Below are 17,654 nucleotides of genomic sequence, written 5' to 3' on the forward strand. Positions count from 1 at the left end.
CAAGAGCATTTAGGGTACACGTTTTGACCGAGTGCGCAGTTGATGCGATTCAACTGTAGAGACAAATTATCGAACGCTGGTCAGGCTTTATGACCTCAATTTGGGTACAAGTTTTGGCCTATAACCCTCGCCCGACAGGACTACCCGAACAGCGCCAGTAGGTACACGTTCGCCAGCAAAACGGTTGCGACCATGAGGGGGAACCCTATCTTCAGGTAGCCGATGAACGTAACGGGATGCCCTTCCCGATTACCCATGGACGACAGAACGATGTTCGCGCTCGCGCCGACGAGCGTGCCGTTGCCACCCAGGCAGGCGCCCAGCGACACCGCCCACCACAAAGGCGCGATGTCGGTGCCGCCCGCGCCGAGCGCCAGCACGATGGGAATGATGGTGGCGACGAAGGGGATGTTGTCGAGCACGGCAGACACCAAGGCGCTCGCCCACAGCAGAACCACCATGGTCAAAACGACGTCCCCGGCCGTGGCCGCGGCGATCGCCTGCGCCAAAAGCCCGATGACGCCCGTCTCGACCAACCCGCCCACGACGATGAACAGACCGGCGAAAAAGCCAATGGTGGTCCACTCCACGTCCGTCACGACCTGCTCGATGCTCGTCCTCGTCACCACCAGCATGACGGCCGCTGCCGAAAGCGCGATAACGCCCGATTCGACGCCCAGGACCTCGTGGAAGGAGAACGCCACCGCCACGACGCCCACCATGGTGATGCTCTTCGCGAACAAGCCGCGATCGAGGATGTATGCGCGCTCGTCGAGCGCCATGACGGCCTCGATCCTGCTTGCGGCGGCCGTCAACTTCCTTCCGCCCAGCACCCACAGGTAGGCGACCAAAAACGCGAGCGCCACCGCCACGATGGGCCCGTTGACGACGACGAAGTCCAGAAAGCCCAGGTTCGCCGCCGACCCCACCATGATGTTGGGTGGGTCGCCGATGAGCGTCGCGGTTCCTCCGATGTTCGAAGCCGCGATCTGCGAGATCAAAAACGGCACCGGATCGACCTCCAGCATCCGGCAGATGGTCAGCGTCATGGGACCTATGAGCAGCACGGTCGTGACGTTGTCGAGCAAGGCGGACAACACGGCGGTGATCAGTATGAACGCCACCATGATGCGCCAAGGGCTCCCCTTCGCGATCTTGGCCGCCTTGACGGCCACGAACTGGAACAAGCCCGACGGCTTCATGCAAGCGACGAGCAGCATCATGCCCAACAGCACGCCGAGCGTGTTGAAGTCGATGCACGCCACGCCGGCCTCGAAATCGAGCACGCCGACGAAGACGAGCACCATCGCGCCGATGAGAGCGGCCGTGCAGCGGTGGACCTTTTCGGTCACGACCAGGGCCATGACGCCCGCGAACACGGCGATGGCAGTGATTTGCTGAAAAGACATGGGACGACCTTTGCTGAACCGCGGACGGACTGTTTTGCTTGATCGTCCGAAGAGGGAGCAGGGGAAGTAGCGCCCCCTCTTCGGAGACCGGCGAGAAAAAGCCTGCGAAACCTGGCGCGCAGCCCGTCAGACCAACCCGACGAGCTGGGCCGCAAGCGGTATCCAGGCCGCCATGACCACCGCGATGCCCACCTGCACGGGCGCGGAGACCTTGGGCAGGTCAGCCATCGAGTAGTAGCCTGGCGCGTACGTGATGGCCGGCACGGTGTCGAAGGGGAAGATGATGCAGTTGCCCGCGCACATGCCCAAGGGCAGCAGGAACAGCACGGGCGACAGGCCCGACACCGCCGCGAGCGCGGCGAGCGGGGCGGCCAGCAGGTTGATGATAGCCGGGGCCGAGGGGATGACGATCATGAGCGCGAAGATGATCAGCGACACAATGAGCACGGCCAAGAAGGAGCCCATCGCGAGCGTCTCGGGGAACACGAGCCCGCAAAGCCACGTGGTCACGCCGTTCTTCACCAGCGTCGTGCCCACCATGATCATGGTCGAGATGATGATGTAGGGAGTCCAGTTGATGCCCTTGATGTACTCCTTGTAGGTGAGGATCTCGATCTTCGGGATGAACATGAAGATGCATCCGATGGTCGCCACGAGCGTGATGTCGAGGAAGGGCACCCACGACGACGCGATCCAAAGCGCGAACATGACCACGATAACGCTCAGCACGTACTTTTCCTTGAAGTCCATCTTCGCCGGGATGGACTCCTCGCGTAGCTTGTTCCGGTAGGCCGCGATGTCCTCCTTGCTCAGCTCGGGCATCTTGAACACACGCGTCGTGAGGAACCATGCGAGCAGGGTGCACACGAAAGCCGCGGGGGTGCCGCACACCATCCACTGCAGGAAGGTGATGCGCACGTCGGCGAACTCCTGAACGAACTCGATGATGAGCAGGTTCAGAGAGGAGCCCGCCGGAGTCGCCATGCCGCCCAGCGTGGCGGATATGGCGATGCCGATCATGAACAGCTTGCCGGCCTGCCTCCCTGTTGCCTCGTCGTCGTAGATGTCGAAGAACTTGATCGCGATGGCGACGAAGATGGCCGCCGTGGCGACGTTGGAGATGAACGCCGACAGGATGCAGATCGTGATCATGAAGGCGAGGAGTATCTGCTTGATGTTCTTTCCGAAGAGCTTCATCATGTTGAACAGAAGCCGGTTGCCCAGCGGGACCTTGGTGATGGCGATGGAGAGCGCGAACGACACGATGACGAAGAAGGACGTCGTGTTCGTGAATCCCGCCAGGGTAGCGGCGAAGCTGTCGACCGCCCCGAACAGATACATCAAGGAGATGCAGATGAAGCAGGTGATGGGCGTGGCGAACGTCTCGGTCAGCAAAAGCGCCAGCGTGATGGCGAGCACCCCCACCGTGTGCAGGGCCACTTCCGAAGGCAGGCCCAACGCCTCGTAGGGAAGAACGAAGCTCAGGATGCCGAACAGAACCGACAGGCTCAGTCCGACGATCTGCTTGGTCTTCATAAGGCTCGATCCTTTCTACTCGTCGGGAAGTCCAGACGATCCCGAAAAGGCCCTCACAGCCCCAGCTTGAAGAACTCGTTGGCCGTGTCGCGGGCTATCTTCTTCTTGTCGGTCTCGCTTATCTGGAGCCCGTCGAACCACACGCAGGCGTCGGACACCTCCTCGAACGGGTAGTCCGTGGCGAACATGATGCGGTCGGCGCCCATCTGCATCATGGTGCACACGAGCGGGGGCAGCGTGAACTGGCCGCTGGTCGTGACCCACACGTTCTCGTTCAGGTACTCGGGCAGGGGCTTCTGCGCGGGCATGCCCCTCCGGCGCTTGTTGAGGTGGTTCTGGGCGCGCCAGATCAAGAACGGCAGCCCCTCGCCCAAGTGGCCCAGGACGATGCGCAGCTTGGGGTACTCGTCGAACAGGCCGCTGCACATCAAGCGGAGCGTGTGGGTGGCCGTCTCCACGCCGAACGCCCACGGCGCGCCGTGGATCCAGTAGTGCCCGTCGAGCGTGTGGGCATTGCAAGGCATGGGCTCGCGGGGATGCAGGTAGAACGGAACGTCCATCTTCTCCATCTCGGCCCAGAACGGCCGGTAGAGCGGATCGTCCAGATACAGGTAGTTGTCCTCGCTGCCGATCTGCGAGTAGCCGTTCGCCAGCACGCCCACGAACCCCAGCTCGTCGATCGCGTAGTGGAGCTCCTCGATGGCGAGGTCGGGATCCTGCAGCGGCAGCGCGGCGAACCCGCGGAAGCGGTCGGGCTCCTTCGTTATCGCGTCGGCCAGCTCCTCGTTCGCCTTGCGCGAGAGCTCGGCCGCCCGCTGCGGGTCGCAGATGGACTGGATGGCCGGACTGTTGAGGGACAGGATCATCATGTCCATGCCGTTCTCGTCCATCTGCTGGATGCGCAGATCCAGCAGGTCCAGCAGGCGCGTCGTGCGCAGGTCCTGCTCGCCGGTGAAGTAGACGAGCGATCCCCCCAGGGTGTCGGGAATGGCGAAGTGCTCTTCCAGCCCAATTTTTCCGTACATGTTTTCCTCCTTGTTCGAAAAACCGTCTCGGAAAGCCCACGACAGGGCTTTCGGGGCGCAGGATAGCAAGTTCCCGCGGCATACGAAAAATGAAATAACAGCAGGCCGCACCTCTGTTTTCCCGATCCCCCGCCGTCCATCCCCCAAAGGCGGCCATCGCGAACCTCGAAAGCGCCTATCGACAATCGGCATAGGCGTCTTCTCGTTTCGGAAAACCCCTCGGCGAGGAATCGATGCCGAACCGTGCCCCGATCGACGCGTCGCGGTCTCGTACGTTTGGTAGAATGGGGTATACGATGTCGAGGGGGTGCGGCATGGATCTTCAAGTGCTCAAGGAATACGTCGAATTCGCCAAGTATCTGAACTTCAGCGCGGCCGCCAGGATGCTCCACATGTCCCAGTCGAGCCTGAGCAAGCACATCGCCGACCTCGAGAAGAACCTGGGCTTCGTCCTCGTCTCGCGCAAAGGGACGCCGACGCTGACCCCCGCGGGGCAGATCTTCCTCGAAACCGTCGAGGACGTGCTGTTCCAACTGGAGAAAACGGTGGAGAAGTGCAAGGAGGTCCAGCACGGCCACGTCGGGCGCATCGTGATCCAGGACCCCCTGATAGACGCCACCATCGGCAACCAGAGCATCAACGCCTTCATGTACTTCTCCGAGCACTACCCCATGATCAGCATCGACCTCCACACCATACGGGGCCAGACCTCCCTGGAGGCCCTGAACGACGGGACGGTGGACATCGCGTACTACATGGCCTACGGAGACGAGGCCGAGATCATCGAGGAGCGGGCGCGCCTGGGGGTCACCGCCTTCCCCATGCGCCGTCGGCGGTTCGCGGTGTGGATGAGGAGGGACCATCGGCTCACCAACTTGGAGGAGCTGCACATGGCCGACTTGCACGACGTCCCCTTCCTGATTCCGGCGGACCGGCTGTTCGACGACTGGAGGGTGGTTCTCGAGCAGGCGAGCTTGGCACACGGGTTCTTCCCGAAGGTCAACCTCAAGGTCACGCCCACGATCAACGGCTACTTCGCCCTCAACACGAAGGACGGGGTCGTCATCTTGAGCGAGGCGTTCCTCCGGGATCCCCGCTTCCTGATGCGCGACGACATGGTCACCCACGAACTGGCCGATCCCGATTGCTACTACACGCTTTTCATCGTCTACCGGGAGGACAACGAGAACCCCGCCCTGCCCCCGTTCGTCGAGCGCCTGAAGATGGCGGCGGCGGAAGAGGTCGACCAAGGCCTGTGAAGGTCGCCGGCACGACGCGCATGCCGGCCGAGCTTCGAGCAGGGGGCGAAGCAAGCGCTCCCGGCGCGCGACGAAGCTTTCCCTGAAAGCTTGCCCGAGTTAGAGGCGCGCCGGAGCGCCTTACGGGGCCAGTTTACCGGACGGCCGGCGGCGCGGCGTCCCGTCCGCCGTTCGTCACGGTTCTGTAACCATCGGGCTCATGGAAACCGCCAGGTTCCACTCGTTCCGTGAAGCCGAGGGCCGCTTGGCCGCGAAATCGCTCCGCAAGCGGGGACGTTGCGGTATGATGGAGGGCATGGATATCGACGAGGCGGCAGCGCCGCAATCCCCATACGAGAACCCCGAGGGCGACCCCGCTCCCTCCGCGGACGGCGAAGAGCATGGCGACGAGCCCGTCGGCCTCGTCATGGCGGAACCCGAACCGGAGCCCGAGCCGCCCAAGCCGCGCGTCATCGTCATGCACGCGTCGGTCGGCTCGGGCCATCGCAGCGCGGCCATGGCCGTGGCCCAGGCCCTCGAGCTGCTGCGCGACGAGGCGGCGGCGAGGCGGCGGAACGCCGCGGACGGCGTCGACGAGGACCCGCTCGTCCCCGAGGACCTGGAGGTCGAGGTCGTCGACATCCTGGAGTGGGGGCGCATCGTGTTCGACGGCGACCACGCCGCATCGCTCTTCACGGGAGCTACCCGTCCCATCTACGACCTCACCTGGCGTTTCACGCTCACGGGCCGCTTGCTGTGGGGCGGAGGCACCGTGTGGTCGCGCGTCATGTACCCCGCCTTCACCGACCACGTGCGCGAGGTGCGGCCCTTGGCCGTGGTGTGCACGCACATCACGGCGGCGAACGTGGCCGTGGGCGCGCGCATGCTCTCGGGCGTGGAGTTCCCCATCGTCTGCGTGCCCACCGACTACGAGACGGAGGGGCTCTGGCCGCATCGCAGCGCCGATTTGTTCTGCGTGGCGAACGAGTCCATGGCCGAGACGCTGCGCCCGCGCAAGGTGGGCGACGAGCGCATCCTCATCACGGGCATCCCCACGCGCGAGGACTTCCGCCGCACCTACGACCAGCGCGCGACGCGCGAGCGCCTGGGGCTTCCGCTCGACAAGACCGTGGTGCTGGCGCTGGCCGGCGCGCAGCTCCCCCGCCCCTACGTGCACTTCCGCGAGGCGCTCGACAAGCTGCTGCCCTACGTGCACGCGCTTTCGGACATGCACTTCGTGCTCGTGGCGGGCAGCGACGCCGAATACGCGCGTCACCTGCGTCACGAATGCACCGAGCTGGGGCTCTCCAACGTCACCGTGCTCGACTACGTGGAGGGCATGGCGGCGCTCATGGCGGCGAGCGACCTGGTGATCTGCAAGTCCGGCGGCCTGGTGGTCACGGAATGCCTGTGCGCGCAGGTGCCCATGATCCTGCTGGGCCGCGCCTACGGCCAGGAGAAGGTGAACGTGCTCATGCTCACCGCCGTGGGCGCGGCGATGCACGTGACCACGTCGCGCGAGCTCTTGGACGCCTTGCGGCACATCGAGAAGAACCCGGAGAGCATCCGGTCCATGCTCGTCAACGGCAGGTTCCTGCGCCACGAGTCCGCCGCGCGCGACGTCGCGCACGCCGCGCTGGAACTTGCCGCGCATCCCAAAAAACCCGACGACCCGCTGCGCAAGAGGCACTTCATGGGCTTCTACTGGGGCGGGAAACCCGCGCATATGCGCTAACCATCGAAAGGAACGCAAGCGATACCCATGACCGAATTCAACGAACTGGGGCTTTCCCCAGAAGTGCTCGACGCCGTCGCCCGCTTGGGCTATGAATCCCCCACCCCCGTGCAGGAGCAGGCCATCCCGCTGGTGCTGGAAGGACGCGACCTCATCGCCGCCGCCAAGACCGGCACGGGCAAGACGGCCGCGTTCTCGCTGCCCACGCTGGACGGCCTCGGCCACGCCAAGGGCGGCCAGGGGCCGCTCATGCTGGTGGTCACGCCCACGCGCGAGCTGGCGCAGCAGATAGGCGAGGTGTGCTCCGCCGTGGCGGTGTCCACGCACCACCGCATAGCCACCGTGGTGGGAGGGCTGTCCTACGAACCGCAGATCCAGAAGCTCAAGCACGGCGTCGACGTGCTCATCGCCACGCCGGGCCGTTTGGTGGACCTCATGGAGCAGGGCGCCGCGCGTCTGGGCGACGTGGAGGTGCTCGTGCTGGACGAGGCCGACCGCATGCTGGACATGGGCTTTCTGCCTTCTATGAAAAAGATCATCGGCGCGACGCCCGCCTCGCGGCAAACACTTCTGTTCTCGGCCACCATCGACCGGTCTATCATGGGCAGCGTGGGCAAGCTTTTGCACGACCCGGCCATGGTTGAGATCGCGCACAAGGGCGACACGGCCGACACGGTGGAGCAGTTCATCGTGCGCGCGCCGCAGACGCTCAAGCCGGCGCTGCTGAAAGCGGTGCTCGCCGAGAAAGGCCACGAGCGCGTCATCGTGTTCACGCGCACCCGCAGCCGGGCCGACGCCACGTGCCGCCGTCTGAAGAAGGCGGGCTACACGGCCGAGGCCATCCACTCCGACCGCAGCCAGAACCAGCGTCGGCGCGCACTCGACAACTTCATGAACGGGGCCACCGACGTGCTCGTGGCCACCGACGTGCTGGCGCGCGGCATCGACGTGGAGAGCGTCGACCACGTCATCAACTACGACCTGCCCACCGTGCCCGAGGACTACGTGCACCGCATCGGCCGCACCGGCCGCGCCGGCGAGGAAGGCTGGGCCATCTCGTTCGTGAGCCCCGAGACCGAGGACGCCCTGCGCGACATCCAGAAGCTCATCAAGCGCGAGATCCCCGAGATGGAGATATCCACGTTCGACGAGGAGGAGGCCCTGGCCGAATCCGCCGCCCACGCCACGCGCAAGGCGGCGCGCACCGATCCCGAGATCGCGCAGGCGGCCCGCGAGCTGAACGCGCGCGAGCGCAGGAAGCAGCGCGCCCGCGAGGCGGCCGCCGAGGAAGCGCAGGCCGCGCCCGCCAAGGGACAGGGCTCAGGCGCGAAGGGCGGCGCCAAGAAGCGCGCGACGAAGAAGCCGGCCGGCACGGCGGGAGCCCAACCCAACCGCCAGCGCCCCGCGCAGAAGGGCCCGAAGAAGCCCGCCGGCAGCAAGGGCGCGGCGAACGCGGCGGGTCGCCAAGCGCAGCCGAAGCAGCAGGCGTCGAAGGCGCCCTCCGCATCCAAGCCCGCGCGCGGCGGATCCGACCTGCGCCCCGGCCGTGCCCACCGCGCCGACGTGGCCAAGCGCCGCGGCAAGCAGCGGTAAAAACGACAGGCACGCGGGCACCGCTCTTTCCGCCGCGATACGCGCTCGGCGGACGGGCGCGCATCGCGGTGCGGCGCTCGAAGGGCGCGATGCGGCGCAGTGATTTTGACGCGCCCGCGCCACGCCGCGGGCGCACGGGCGCGGCGTGGCGTGCAAACCTCCGCACGAAGCCTTCGCGAAAGGCTCCCTCGCACGGGGGCCACCATACGCCCCTCCCCGTGCGCTCCGGTTCGCAAACGGCAAGCGGCGGCACGTGTCGACGACGGTTAGGCAGAAAGAACGGCGGTTTCTGCTAAAAAATTACGTTTGTGCATGACCTTTTTGAAGGATAATTAAAAGTACATTCCGACCATCAGGCCTTTTAGAAGATGACCTTTTTACATCTATATAAAAAGTCAGGGAAATTCGTTCACAAACGTCATTTTTTAGCAGAAACCGCCGGACAAGCGAGTTTTCTCCTTGGTTAGAGCGATCCGCCGTTAAACAAGAATTGACGCAAGCCCGTTCGAGGCCGTTAACGCCAGGCCGCCTTCAGACGCCAAGCAGAGGCGCGTCGATGGCGGCTTAACAGCGAAAAGAGCGGTAGCCACGTCACTCGGACGCGGACGGATGAGGGCGGCTTGTAAATGTTCTCGAGGTCGCCGCGTGCGATCGGGTACCCGGGCGGCTGCGGCTTCACCCGCTCTTGAGGCCTTTCGCCTCTATCCCATAGGATCCTTGTTCTGGTTGGCGGCCACGCGCACCAGGCGGTTGGCCAGCCACACCGCCCCCACCAGCACCACCAGCGCGCCGCCCGCCAGCAACCAAGCCCCCTGCAGCAGCTCCCCCAGCAGAAGGAACGCGGCAGCGGCCGCAACGAATATGAGCGCGACCACGCCCACCGCAACGACGGCCGTTCCCGCAAGGCGCGCGCCGCGCCCTTCCTCGTGCTCCCGCTGTTCCTCGTCCGCCATGGCGGCCACCCTGTCCCTTCGTTCGATCCGTGCCCGCTATGGTACGCTTTTCGTGGCCACCACGGCCACGCCGGTTCCGCACACGTCGGCGACGACGACGTCGCCCGCCGCGACCGGCGCCGCAAGGCGCGCGGCGGAACAGGCGGACAGCACGTCGGCCATGAGGTCTTTCGGCACGGGGGCGGACGTCTTCACGCTCACCGGCTCCAGGCACCCCTCAACGGGTAGAACGGCCGTCACCATGCGCTCGGGCGCCGTGGCCTCGCGCGCCGCGTAGTCGGCCCCGCGCTTGCACGTGTTGCCCGACACCTCGGCCACGCCCCCCTGCTCGTCCAAGGCCACCTCCAGCTGGCAGCCCAGCGGACAGCAGATGCAGGTGAACGTGGTTATCTCAGTGGCCAGCTGCATCATTCGGCTCCCCCTCCCGCCACGTCGGAGCGGCCCTCGACACGGGAGGAGGCGCCGAGGGGCATTGCTTCGGAGGCATCCTCGAATCGGCCTTCCACGCGCACGTGAAGCGAAGAGAGCCCCGCCACGTCGGCGCCTGTAAGCTTGATCTGCACCATCTCCGCCGGCACCGCCACCATGGTCTTGGCTTTCTTCACCGTGCGCATCGAGCCGTCGGCGGAGACGCCCTCCACGAAGAAGCGCGGTTCGCGCAGGGCGCGCGACACGCGCAGCGACAGCGTGAGTCGCTCGTCCGCGCCCGTGGCCGGATCGATGCGCTGGGGCACCACGTAGCGCACGCCGTCGTCGGGAAGCACCGGCACGGGCGCGGCTGAAGCAGGCGCGCCCGTGCTCTCAGGCGTTTCCAACGCATCGTCGACGACGCGCGCGGGCGAACCCGGCGCCTCCCGAACGCACGAGCCGCCCGCCGCGACGCGGCGCGCGTAGGCGGCGGCCGCCCTGCCGGCAACCTCCCCCTCCGCCGACGCGTGGTCCACCAAATCGTGCACGTGCAGCGCGTTTCCGCAGGCGAACAACCCGGGCACGCTCGTGGCCAGGCGGTTGTCCACGCGCGCGCCGCCCGTCGTCGCGTCGAGCTCCGCTCCGGCCGTCTTGGCCACCTCGTTCTCGGGAATGAGCCCCACCGACAAGAGCAGCGTGTCGCACGGCACGCGCCGCTCGGTGCCCGGCACGGGCGCGAGCGTGACGGGGTCGACGTCCGAGACGTGCACGGCCCCCAAGCGCCCCTCCCCCTCCAGGCGCGTTACCGTGCGGCTCAGGTACAGCGGGATGCCGAAGTCGTCCAGGCACTGCACGATGTTGCGGCGCAGGCCCGAGGGATGGGGCATGAGCTCGTACACGCCCTCGACCTCGGCGCCTTGGGACGCCAGGCGGCGCGCCATGATGAGGCCGATGTCGCCCGACCCCAGGATGACGGCGCGCCGGCCCGGCAGGCAGCCCTGCAGGTTCATGAAGTTCTGGGCGCTTCCGGCCGAGAACACGCCCGAAGGACGGCTCCCAGCCATGTTGAGCGCGCCCGCCCCGCGCTCGCGCGACCCCGTGGCCAGCACGACGGCGCGGGCGCGCAGCACATGGGCGCCCGCCTCGCTGACCGCGTGCACCGCAAGCTCGCCCTCGCCGGCGCGCGCCGCGTCCACCGACAGCACGGACGCGCCGCGCAGCACCTCCACGCGCCCGTCTCCGGCGCTTTCCCCTGCGTCGTCGATTTCAGGCGCGCGCCTCTCGAGCGAAGCGGCCTCGCGCGCCGCGTACTCGGGCCCGGTGAGCTCCTCGCCGAAGCGGTGCAGGCCGAAGCCGTTGTGCACGCACTGCTTCAGGATGCCGCCGAGCTTCGCCTCGCGATCCACCAGCAGCACCCGGGAGGCTCCCCCGTCCGCGGCCGCGCGCGCCGCCGCCATGCCCGCCGCGCCGCCGCCCACCACCACCACGTCGTAAAGGTCGTCCGGGAAACCCGCAGGCGGCCCGTCGAACGGCGACGCCCCCGTAGGGGCGCTCTCCAGAGCACCCGTTCCGGCACAGGCGGAAAACCGACGGGAATCGGCCCCCTGCCCCGCCCGCGCGTCCTCGAGACGCGCCAATTCCGCGTAATCCCCTCGCGCGGTCGCGACCAAGGGCGATCCCGGTAGCCGCTTGTCCAAACGGTCCGGCGCCACGCCTGTCTCGCGCGCGACGATCTTCGCGATCTCCGGCGAGCAGAACCCGCCGTGGCACCGTCCCATCGTGGCGCGGGTGCGCCATTTCAGCGCGTCGAGCGACAATACGGGCACCGGGCCGTGCAGCGCCTCTACGATCTCGGCCTCCGTCACGTCGCAGCAGCGGCACACCACGCGACCCGCGCGCGGGTCGGCGGCGACGGCCCGCGCCCGTCCGTCTTCGTCGAGCTCCGAGAACGGCACTGCACGGCGCCGGCGGGGGTCGAAGTCCGCGCGCGCCGGCGCGTCCAGCAACTCCGCCACGTCGCGGGCGACGTCTGCGGCCACGGCGGGCGCCGACGTGAGGCCGGGCGAGTCGAAACAGGCCACGTTGAAGAAGCCGGGGGCGTCGTCCGGCTGGCCGATGGCGAAGTCGCCGTCCGCCCCGGAGGCGCGCAGGCCCGCGAAGTTCGCTATCACGCCGCGCGTGCCGGCTCCGGGCCAGGTGCGGCGGGCCGCCTCGAGCACGAACGCGAGGCCCTCGGCGCTCGTGGACACGTCGTCTTTGCTCCCCTGCTCCACGGCGTTGGGCCCCACCAGCAGGTTGCCGTGCACGGTGGGCGTCACCAGCACGCCCTTGCCCGCCCGCGACGGCGCTTGGAACATCGTATGCGAGAACGTGCGGCCGAAGTCGGTGTCGTAGAGGCAGTACTCCCCGCGGCGCGGGACGATGCGCAGGCGCCGCTCGCTCACCAGGTTGTTGATCTCGTCGGCATGCACCCCGGCCGCGTTCACCACGGCCCGGGCGGCCCAGCGCGCCCCCGACGCCGTTGCCACCAGATAGCGGGCGGCCGAGCCGGCATCGCCGTCCTGCGAAAGCCGCGCCACGGAGCTCACGCGCTCGTTGAAGCGCAAGCGCGCGCCGTGGGCGACCGCCTGCTCGACGCACGCGAACGCCGCTTCGTACGGATCGCAGATGGCGCCCGTCTCGGCGAGCAGCGCCCCCTTGACGGCCGCGTCGACCTGCGGCTCCAGCGCGCGCACCTCGCCTGCGTCCAGCTCGCGCACCCCTTCGACCCCGTTTCGGGCGGCGCGCGCCACGAGCGCTCGCACGCTCGTCAGCTCCTCGTCGGAGAACGCCAGCACGAGCGACCCGTTGCGCCGGTACGCGAACCCCAGTTCGTCGGCCCAGCGCGCGTACAGGCGCGACCCCTCCACGTTGTAGCGCGCTTTGAGCGTGCCGGGCGCTGGGTCGTAGCCGGCGTGCACGATGCCGGAGTTGGCGCGGGTCGCCCCGCAGGCCACGTCGTTTCCCGCCTCGAGCAGGACGACGTCCAGCCGGTAGCGGGAAAGCTCGCGCGCGCAGGCCGCGCCGGCGACGCCCGCGCCGATGACGACGACGTCGCAAAGAGGTGCGTTCATGGTATCCATGTCGTTCAGCTTACTATTTTTCCCCGTTGGGCGAAAGAGCGGATGCAAAATCGCGCGAACACGTTATCGTATGGCAGACGGATTCAGCGAAAGGGTGCTCATGAGGATCGCAGTGGCGAGCGAAGGCTTGGGGGTCGCCCCCCGTTTCAGTCAATGCTCGAGCTACATGTGTTACACGGTCGACCGGGGCGTCATCGTGGAATGCCAGAACATGCCGAACCCCGGCATGTCGACGGCCAAGCTCGTCACGTTGTTCTCCGAAATGGGCGTGGACACCATCATCGTGGACGCCATCGACTACGACGTGGCGAACGTGTTCTGCCACGCGGGCATAGAGGTGATAGCCAGCGCACGCGGCGGCACGCGCGAGGTGGCGCAAGCCTACCTCACCCGCACGCTCACCGGCGTCGACGAGCTGTGCCATCTTGGCGACTGGGAACACGACGACCTCGACCACGATCTCGCCGAGGCGTAAAGCCTCGCAAGGCCGCCGCTGGCGGCCTTTTTTATCTTTCCAAATTGCCAGACGAAGCCGGCGAAGATCGCGCCGCTCGGTCCCTGGCTCCGAAATGCACCCCTTCCCCAGCAAAACGAAGGCACTGCCCCGCAGGATCCTCGCTCGCCGCGCCAGCGAAACGAGCCCTTCCGTCGATACAGCTTCGTGACACGTTCGTGAGACAATGGCCTCTACGCACAACAGCAGGAAGGAGGGCCGGCCATGGCGCGCATACTCGTAGCCGAAGACGAACGCCCCATCAACGACCTCGTCTGCCGCAACCTGGCGCTCGTGGGTCACGAGGCCGTTCCGTGCTTCGACGGCGACGAAGCCCTGCGGCTCGCCGGACAAGAGCGCTTCGACCTCGTGCTCCTGGACGTCATGATGCCGGGGCCGACGGGCTTCGAGGTGAAGCGGCGCATGGACGCGGGCATCCCCGTGATATTCGTGACGGCGAAAGACGACCTGGCCAGCCGTTTGGACGGACTGGGCATGGGAGCCGACGACTACGTGGTAAAGCCTTTCGAGATACTGGAGCTGCTGGCCCGCGTGGAGGCGGTGCTGCGGCGCACCGACCAGCACCAGCGCTCGTTCGAGCACCAAGGAGTGCGCGTCGACCTGGCCACGCGCCAAGCGTTCAAAGACGGCGTGGAGGTGGCGCTCGCACCCAAGGAGTTCGACCTTCTGGAGACGCTCGTGGTGAACCGCAACCTGGCCCTGTCGCGCGAGCAGCTGCTGCGGCTGGTGTGGGGCTACGACTTCGAAGGCGAGAGCCGCACCGTGGACATGCACGTGCTGCGCCTGCGCAAGAAGCTGGGCTGGGAGGACGTCATCCAAACGGTGTACAAAGTGGGCTACCGCCTGAGCACGAGGCGGCGCGCATGAGGTCGCTGCGCTTCTGGCAGAAAGCCTACCTGCTCACGTTGGCCCTGTTCCTGGCGGCGCTTTACGGAGGCGTCGCGTTCATCGGCTGGCAGAACCAGCAGCAAACCATGGCCAGCGAGGTGGAGAAGGCGCGCGGCGAGCAGAGCTTCGTCGCGCAAGGGCTCGCCCAGGATCTTGCCGCCGTCGAAGGCGGCAACGCGCGCTTGCAGAAAGCGTCGCTCGCCCGCTCGTACGGCACCTACTACGCGCAAAACGGCATCCTGCTGGCGGTTTCGCAAAACGGCGAGGAGATGTTCTCCAACCTACCCGCTGGAGGCGACGCCGCCCTCGCGGCCGACAAGGGCCGGCAAAGCTGGGCGCTGCGCACGCTCGACGGCACGCCCTACCTGCTGGTGGCGTCCGCCCTGCCGGGCGGGCTGGACGACTACGCCCTCGTCTGCGGCCGCTCGATGGAGCAGCTGTACGCCACCTGGGCGCAGATGCGCGCGACGCTCGTGGTCAGCAGCACCATCGTGTCCGTCGTGCTGGCGGCGGGCCTGTTCCTCATCCTCAGACGCCTGGCGAAACCGCTCGAGCGCCTGGCAGGGGTCGCCGACGAGTTCGCCGCCGGCAACTACGCCGTGCGCGCCGAAAAACGCAGCGACGACGAGGTGGGCATGCTGGCGGCGAGCCTCAACGCCATGGCGGACGCCGCCGAGCGCGACATCGCCGAGATACGCCGCGTGGCCGAGCAGAACGCCCGCATGGCGGCGAACCTCTCCCACGAGATACGCACGCCCCTCACGGCCATCAAAGGGTACGCCGAGTACCTGCGCATAGCAGAGCCGACGGACGACGAGCGCGAATCGGCCCTGCGCTACATGACGGAGCAGAGCACGCGCCTGCAGGGCATCGCGCAGCGCATCCTGCAGCTCTCATCTCTCGAGCACGGCGACGTGGAGTTCGAGCCCGTAGAACTGGGGGAGGTGATCGACCGGGTGACCCGGTCCGTGCAACCCCTTGCCGAGCGACAGGGGGTCGAAGTGCGCGTGAAGCCCTTTGACCCCGCCAGCGTGCTGGGCGACGCGATCCTCCTCGAAAGCCTGTTCACGAACCTCGTGGAGAACGCCGTGCGGGCCTGCGAGCCGGGCGGTCGCGTGGACGTGGGAATCGAGGCGCGCGGGTCCTCGGTCGCCGTGCGGGTGGCCGACGACGGGCGCGGCCTCGCGCCGGACGAGCTCGCGCGCCTCGGCGAGCCGTTCTACCGCCCCGACAAGGCGCGCAGCCGCGAAGCGGGCGGCGCGGGTCTCGGCGTGGCGCTCTGCAACGAGATAGCCCGAGCCCACGCCGCCGAGCTCGCCTTCGCCTCGGAACCGGGGCGGGGAACCACGGCCGCCGTTCTTTTTACCGGTTCGTGACAACTCGGTGCCCGTGCCGTGACCGCCGCGGGCGATACTTCGAAGCACCGAAGCGCGCACGGCGCCTCGACACCGAAAGACAAGGAGCGCACCCATGAGATCGAAGATAGCGAGAGGCGAATCGTTCATCGTCATCGGCGTAGCCGCGGCCCTCATAGCCATCTGCGTCGCGGGCCTCGGCTCGTTTCTGGCCCACGCCGAAGGAGCCGAAGCCGACACCGTTCACGACGAGGCCCTGCCCACCGCCGACCTGACCCTCACCGACGAGGTGACCGCCCCGGAAGGGCTGACTGTGAAAGTGGACACCCGCGGCATCGACCTGCCCGAAGACGCCGTATCGGCCCAGTACGCCGCAGCGCTCGCAGCCGATATCGCCGAGCACTCGTTCAACCTCGCGCCCTCCGGCCGTTGCGCCGTCTCGCTGTACGACAGCGCCACGACGCTCGACGAGGACTACTACGGTTTCTCCGGCCTGTACTGGAACGTGGAGCTGGAAACTGAAAACGGCCTCATCAGAACGAGCATCGCGGCCTCCTCCGGCGTCGACTTCCAGTCGAACCTGGTCCTGCAAGACAAGGTGGACTGGCAATGGTTCGACACGTGGAACGGCGACGAGAGCAGCAGCGGATACTACGGCACCGAGCAGGAGCTTGTCGCGCAGTACGAAGAGGTAGTCGAAAAGTACGGCGAAGACTACGGCAAGCCGCTCATGACCGAAGACGAGATCGCCTACGTGCACGACATGAAGCGCGTCGCCATGATGGAGAACGCGGCGAGCTGGGTCGAACTCCCCCATGCCGAGAAGGCCGTCGAACTCGTGAACGACCGCGGCATCGGAAACGGCGCGACGGCCGTATCCGCCCGCACGCTCATGAGCGGAGGCAGCTCCAGCATCGGCTCCATCTACGTGGTAGAGGTGACACTCGACGACGGCACCTACCTGTTCGTGAACGTCGGCGAGGAAAGCCTGGAACTGAGCGGCTACCAACGTTCGGCCACCGACCTTCCCACCCTTATGTACGAATAGTACTTCGAGAAACGAGGGAACCGGCCTTCCGGTCATTTCAATGTCCTAAAAAGTGCCTGACCCCTTTTAGGATACGGTCATTGCGAGACTCCCCGTAGGGGCGATCCCCTGATCGCCCCTTCCGGCGAAGCCGGAAAAGCAACCGGAACCCGCATTCCCGCGCTCCGCGCGAGCGGGCGATCTGGAGATCGCCCCTACGAAAGAGCAACGTGAGAACCCTCTTCCTCTCTCTCATCGAACGAAGGCCCTGCCCCCCCCCCGCAGGACCTTCGTTCGGCTCACCCGCAAGAAGCCCATCCCCGTGTTGGCTTCAGCTCGCGCCCAGGGCCGAGGGGGCCGTGCAGTGCGACGAACTTTCGCGAAGTGTGTGAGGAGTACTGCACGGCCCCCTCGGCCCGCCCCGCAGGTAGAAAAAAGCCCCGCGAGATTTCGCAGGGCTTTCATCAATCTATGACGGGTTAGCAGTCGGCCTACAGGGCCTTCTTCGCCACTTCCACCACGGCGGTGAACGCCGCAGGGTCGTTGACGGCCATGTCGGAGAGCACCTTGCGATCCAGCTGCACGCCGGCCTTCTTCAGGCCGTTCATCAGCACGGAGTAGCTCAGGCCGTTGATGCGGGCGGCCGCGTTGATGCGGGTGATCCACAGGCGGCGGATCTCGCGCTTCTTGTTGCGGCGATCGCGGTACATGTACTGCAGCGAGTGCTGCACCTGCTCCTTCGCGGCACGGTAGGAGCGGGACTTCGCGCCGTAGTAGCCCTTGGCGCGAGTAAGAACGGTGCGACGCTTCTTATGGGCGTTGACTGCACGCTTGACACGAGGCATGGATGA

Annotated in this window: 14 protein-coding genes; 7 read left to right on the forward strand and 7 right to left on the reverse strand. The window is 66.7% G+C overall.

Features of this window, described 5'->3' with window-relative positions:
* Window positions 1–140: 140 nt before the first annotated feature.
* The 3 genes from C1878_RS14025 to C1878_RS14035 form a co-directional block, all read right to left on the reverse strand.
* The gene (locus tag C1878_RS14025; RefSeq protein ID WP_114602233.1) at window positions 141–1,409 is read right to left on the reverse strand and encodes an ArsB/NhaD family transporter; all 1,269 of its coding nucleotides are present in this window, start codon (window positions 1,407–1,409) and stop codon (window positions 141–143) included.
* Between the two features lie 126 nt (window positions 1,410–1,535).
* Window positions 1,536–2,945: an SLC13 family permease gene (locus C1878_RS14030; RefSeq protein WP_114602234.1), complete on the reverse strand. Its 1,410-nt coding sequence runs from the start codon at window positions 2,943–2,945 to the stop codon at window positions 1,536–1,538.
* Window positions 2,946–2,998: 53 nt separating this feature from the next.
* A complete protein-coding gene (locus C1878_RS14035) occupies window positions 2,999–3,970 on the reverse strand; it encodes an amidohydrolase family protein (protein WP_114602235.1) in 972 nt (323 codons plus the stop codon).
* A 314-nt stretch (window positions 3,971–4,284) separates the two neighbouring features.
* Between C1878_RS14035 and C1878_RS14040 the strand changes: the two genes are divergently transcribed.
* The 3 genes from C1878_RS14040 to C1878_RS14050 all read left to right on the forward strand — a co-directional run bounded on the left by C1878_RS14040 (window position 4,285) and on the right by C1878_RS14050 (window position 8,536).
* Complete coding sequence (locus C1878_RS14040; protein ID WP_158539827.1) at window positions 4,285–5,229, forward strand: LysR family transcriptional regulator; 945 nt, start codon at window positions 4,285–4,287, stop codon at window positions 5,227–5,229.
* Window positions 5,230–5,428: 199 nt separating this feature from the next.
* Complete coding sequence (locus C1878_RS14045; protein WP_241963763.1) at window positions 5,429–6,943, forward strand: glycosyltransferase; 1,515 nt, start codon at window positions 5,429–5,431, stop codon at window positions 6,941–6,943.
* Between the two features lie 27 nt (window positions 6,944–6,970).
* The gene (locus C1878_RS14050) at window positions 6,971–8,536 is read left to right on the forward strand and encodes a DEAD/DEAH box helicase (RefSeq protein WP_114602237.1); all 1,566 of its coding nucleotides are present in this window, start codon (window positions 6,971–6,973) and stop codon (window positions 8,534–8,536) included.
* 701 nt (window positions 8,537–9,237) lie between these two features.
* Here the strand turns inward: C1878_RS14050 and C1878_RS14055 are convergent.
* From C1878_RS14055 to C1878_RS14065, 3 genes are read right to left on the reverse strand one after another with little or no spacing between them, the layout of a single operon-like run.
* Window positions 9,238–9,489, reverse strand: a complete 252-nt coding sequence (locus C1878_RS14055; protein WP_114602314.1) for a hypothetical protein — start codon at window positions 9,487–9,489, stop codon at window positions 9,238–9,240.
* Between the two features lie 36 nt (window positions 9,490–9,525).
* A complete protein-coding gene (locus C1878_RS14060; protein WP_241963764.1) occupies window positions 9,526–9,900 on the reverse strand; it encodes a DUF1667 domain-containing protein in 375 nt (124 codons plus the stop codon).
* The gene (locus C1878_RS14065) at window positions 9,897–13,019 is read right to left on the reverse strand and encodes an FAD-dependent oxidoreductase (protein WP_114602238.1); all 3,123 of its coding nucleotides are present in this window, start codon (window positions 13,017–13,019) and stop codon (window positions 9,897–9,899) included. Before C1878_RS14065 ends, C1878_RS14060 begins: the two co-directional genes overlap by 4 nt.
* A gap of 100 nt (window positions 13,020–13,119) precedes the next feature.
* On the opposite strand from C1878_RS14065, the gene C1878_RS14070 reads away from it, so the two are divergent.
* The 4 genes from C1878_RS14070 (at window position 13,120) to C1878_RS14085 (ending at window position 16,824) form a co-directional block, all read left to right on the forward strand.
* The gene (locus tag C1878_RS14070) at window positions 13,120–13,494 is read left to right on the forward strand and encodes a NifB/NifX family molybdenum-iron cluster-binding protein (protein WP_114602316.1); all 375 of its coding nucleotides are present in this window, start codon (window positions 13,120–13,122) and stop codon (window positions 13,492–13,494) included.
* A 243-nt stretch (window positions 13,495–13,737) separates the two neighbouring features.
* Window positions 13,738–14,400, forward strand: coding sequence for a response regulator transcription factor (locus tag C1878_RS14075; protein WP_114602239.1), 663 nt, complete (start codon window positions 13,738–13,740; stop codon window positions 14,398–14,400).
* Complete coding sequence (locus C1878_RS14080) at window positions 14,397–15,797, forward strand: HAMP domain-containing sensor histidine kinase (RefSeq protein ID WP_114602240.1); 1,401 nt, start codon at window positions 14,397–14,399, stop codon at window positions 15,795–15,797. The genes C1878_RS14075 and C1878_RS14080 overlap by 4 nt, the downstream gene beginning before the upstream one ends.
* A gap of 94 nt (window positions 15,798–15,891) precedes the next feature.
* Entirely contained in the window at window positions 15,892–16,824 is a 933-nt protein-coding gene (locus C1878_RS14085; protein ID WP_114602241.1) for a hypothetical protein, read from the forward strand.
* Between the two features lie 470 nt (window positions 16,825–17,294).
* Here the strand turns inward: C1878_RS14085 and rplT are convergent, their stop codons facing one another.
* Window positions 17,295–17,648: a 50S ribosomal protein L20 gene (gene rplT, locus C1878_RS14090; protein WP_114602242.1), complete on the reverse strand. Its 354-nt coding sequence runs from the start codon at window positions 17,646–17,648 to the stop codon at window positions 17,295–17,297.
* Window positions 17,649–17,654 lie beyond the last annotated feature (6 nt).

Origin of the sequence: Gordonibacter sp. 28C, from assembly GCF_003339845.1 — a bacterium.
In the GTDB taxonomy this organism is placed as follows: domain Bacteria; phylum Actinomycetota; class Coriobacteriia; order Coriobacteriales; family Eggerthellaceae; genus Gordonibacter.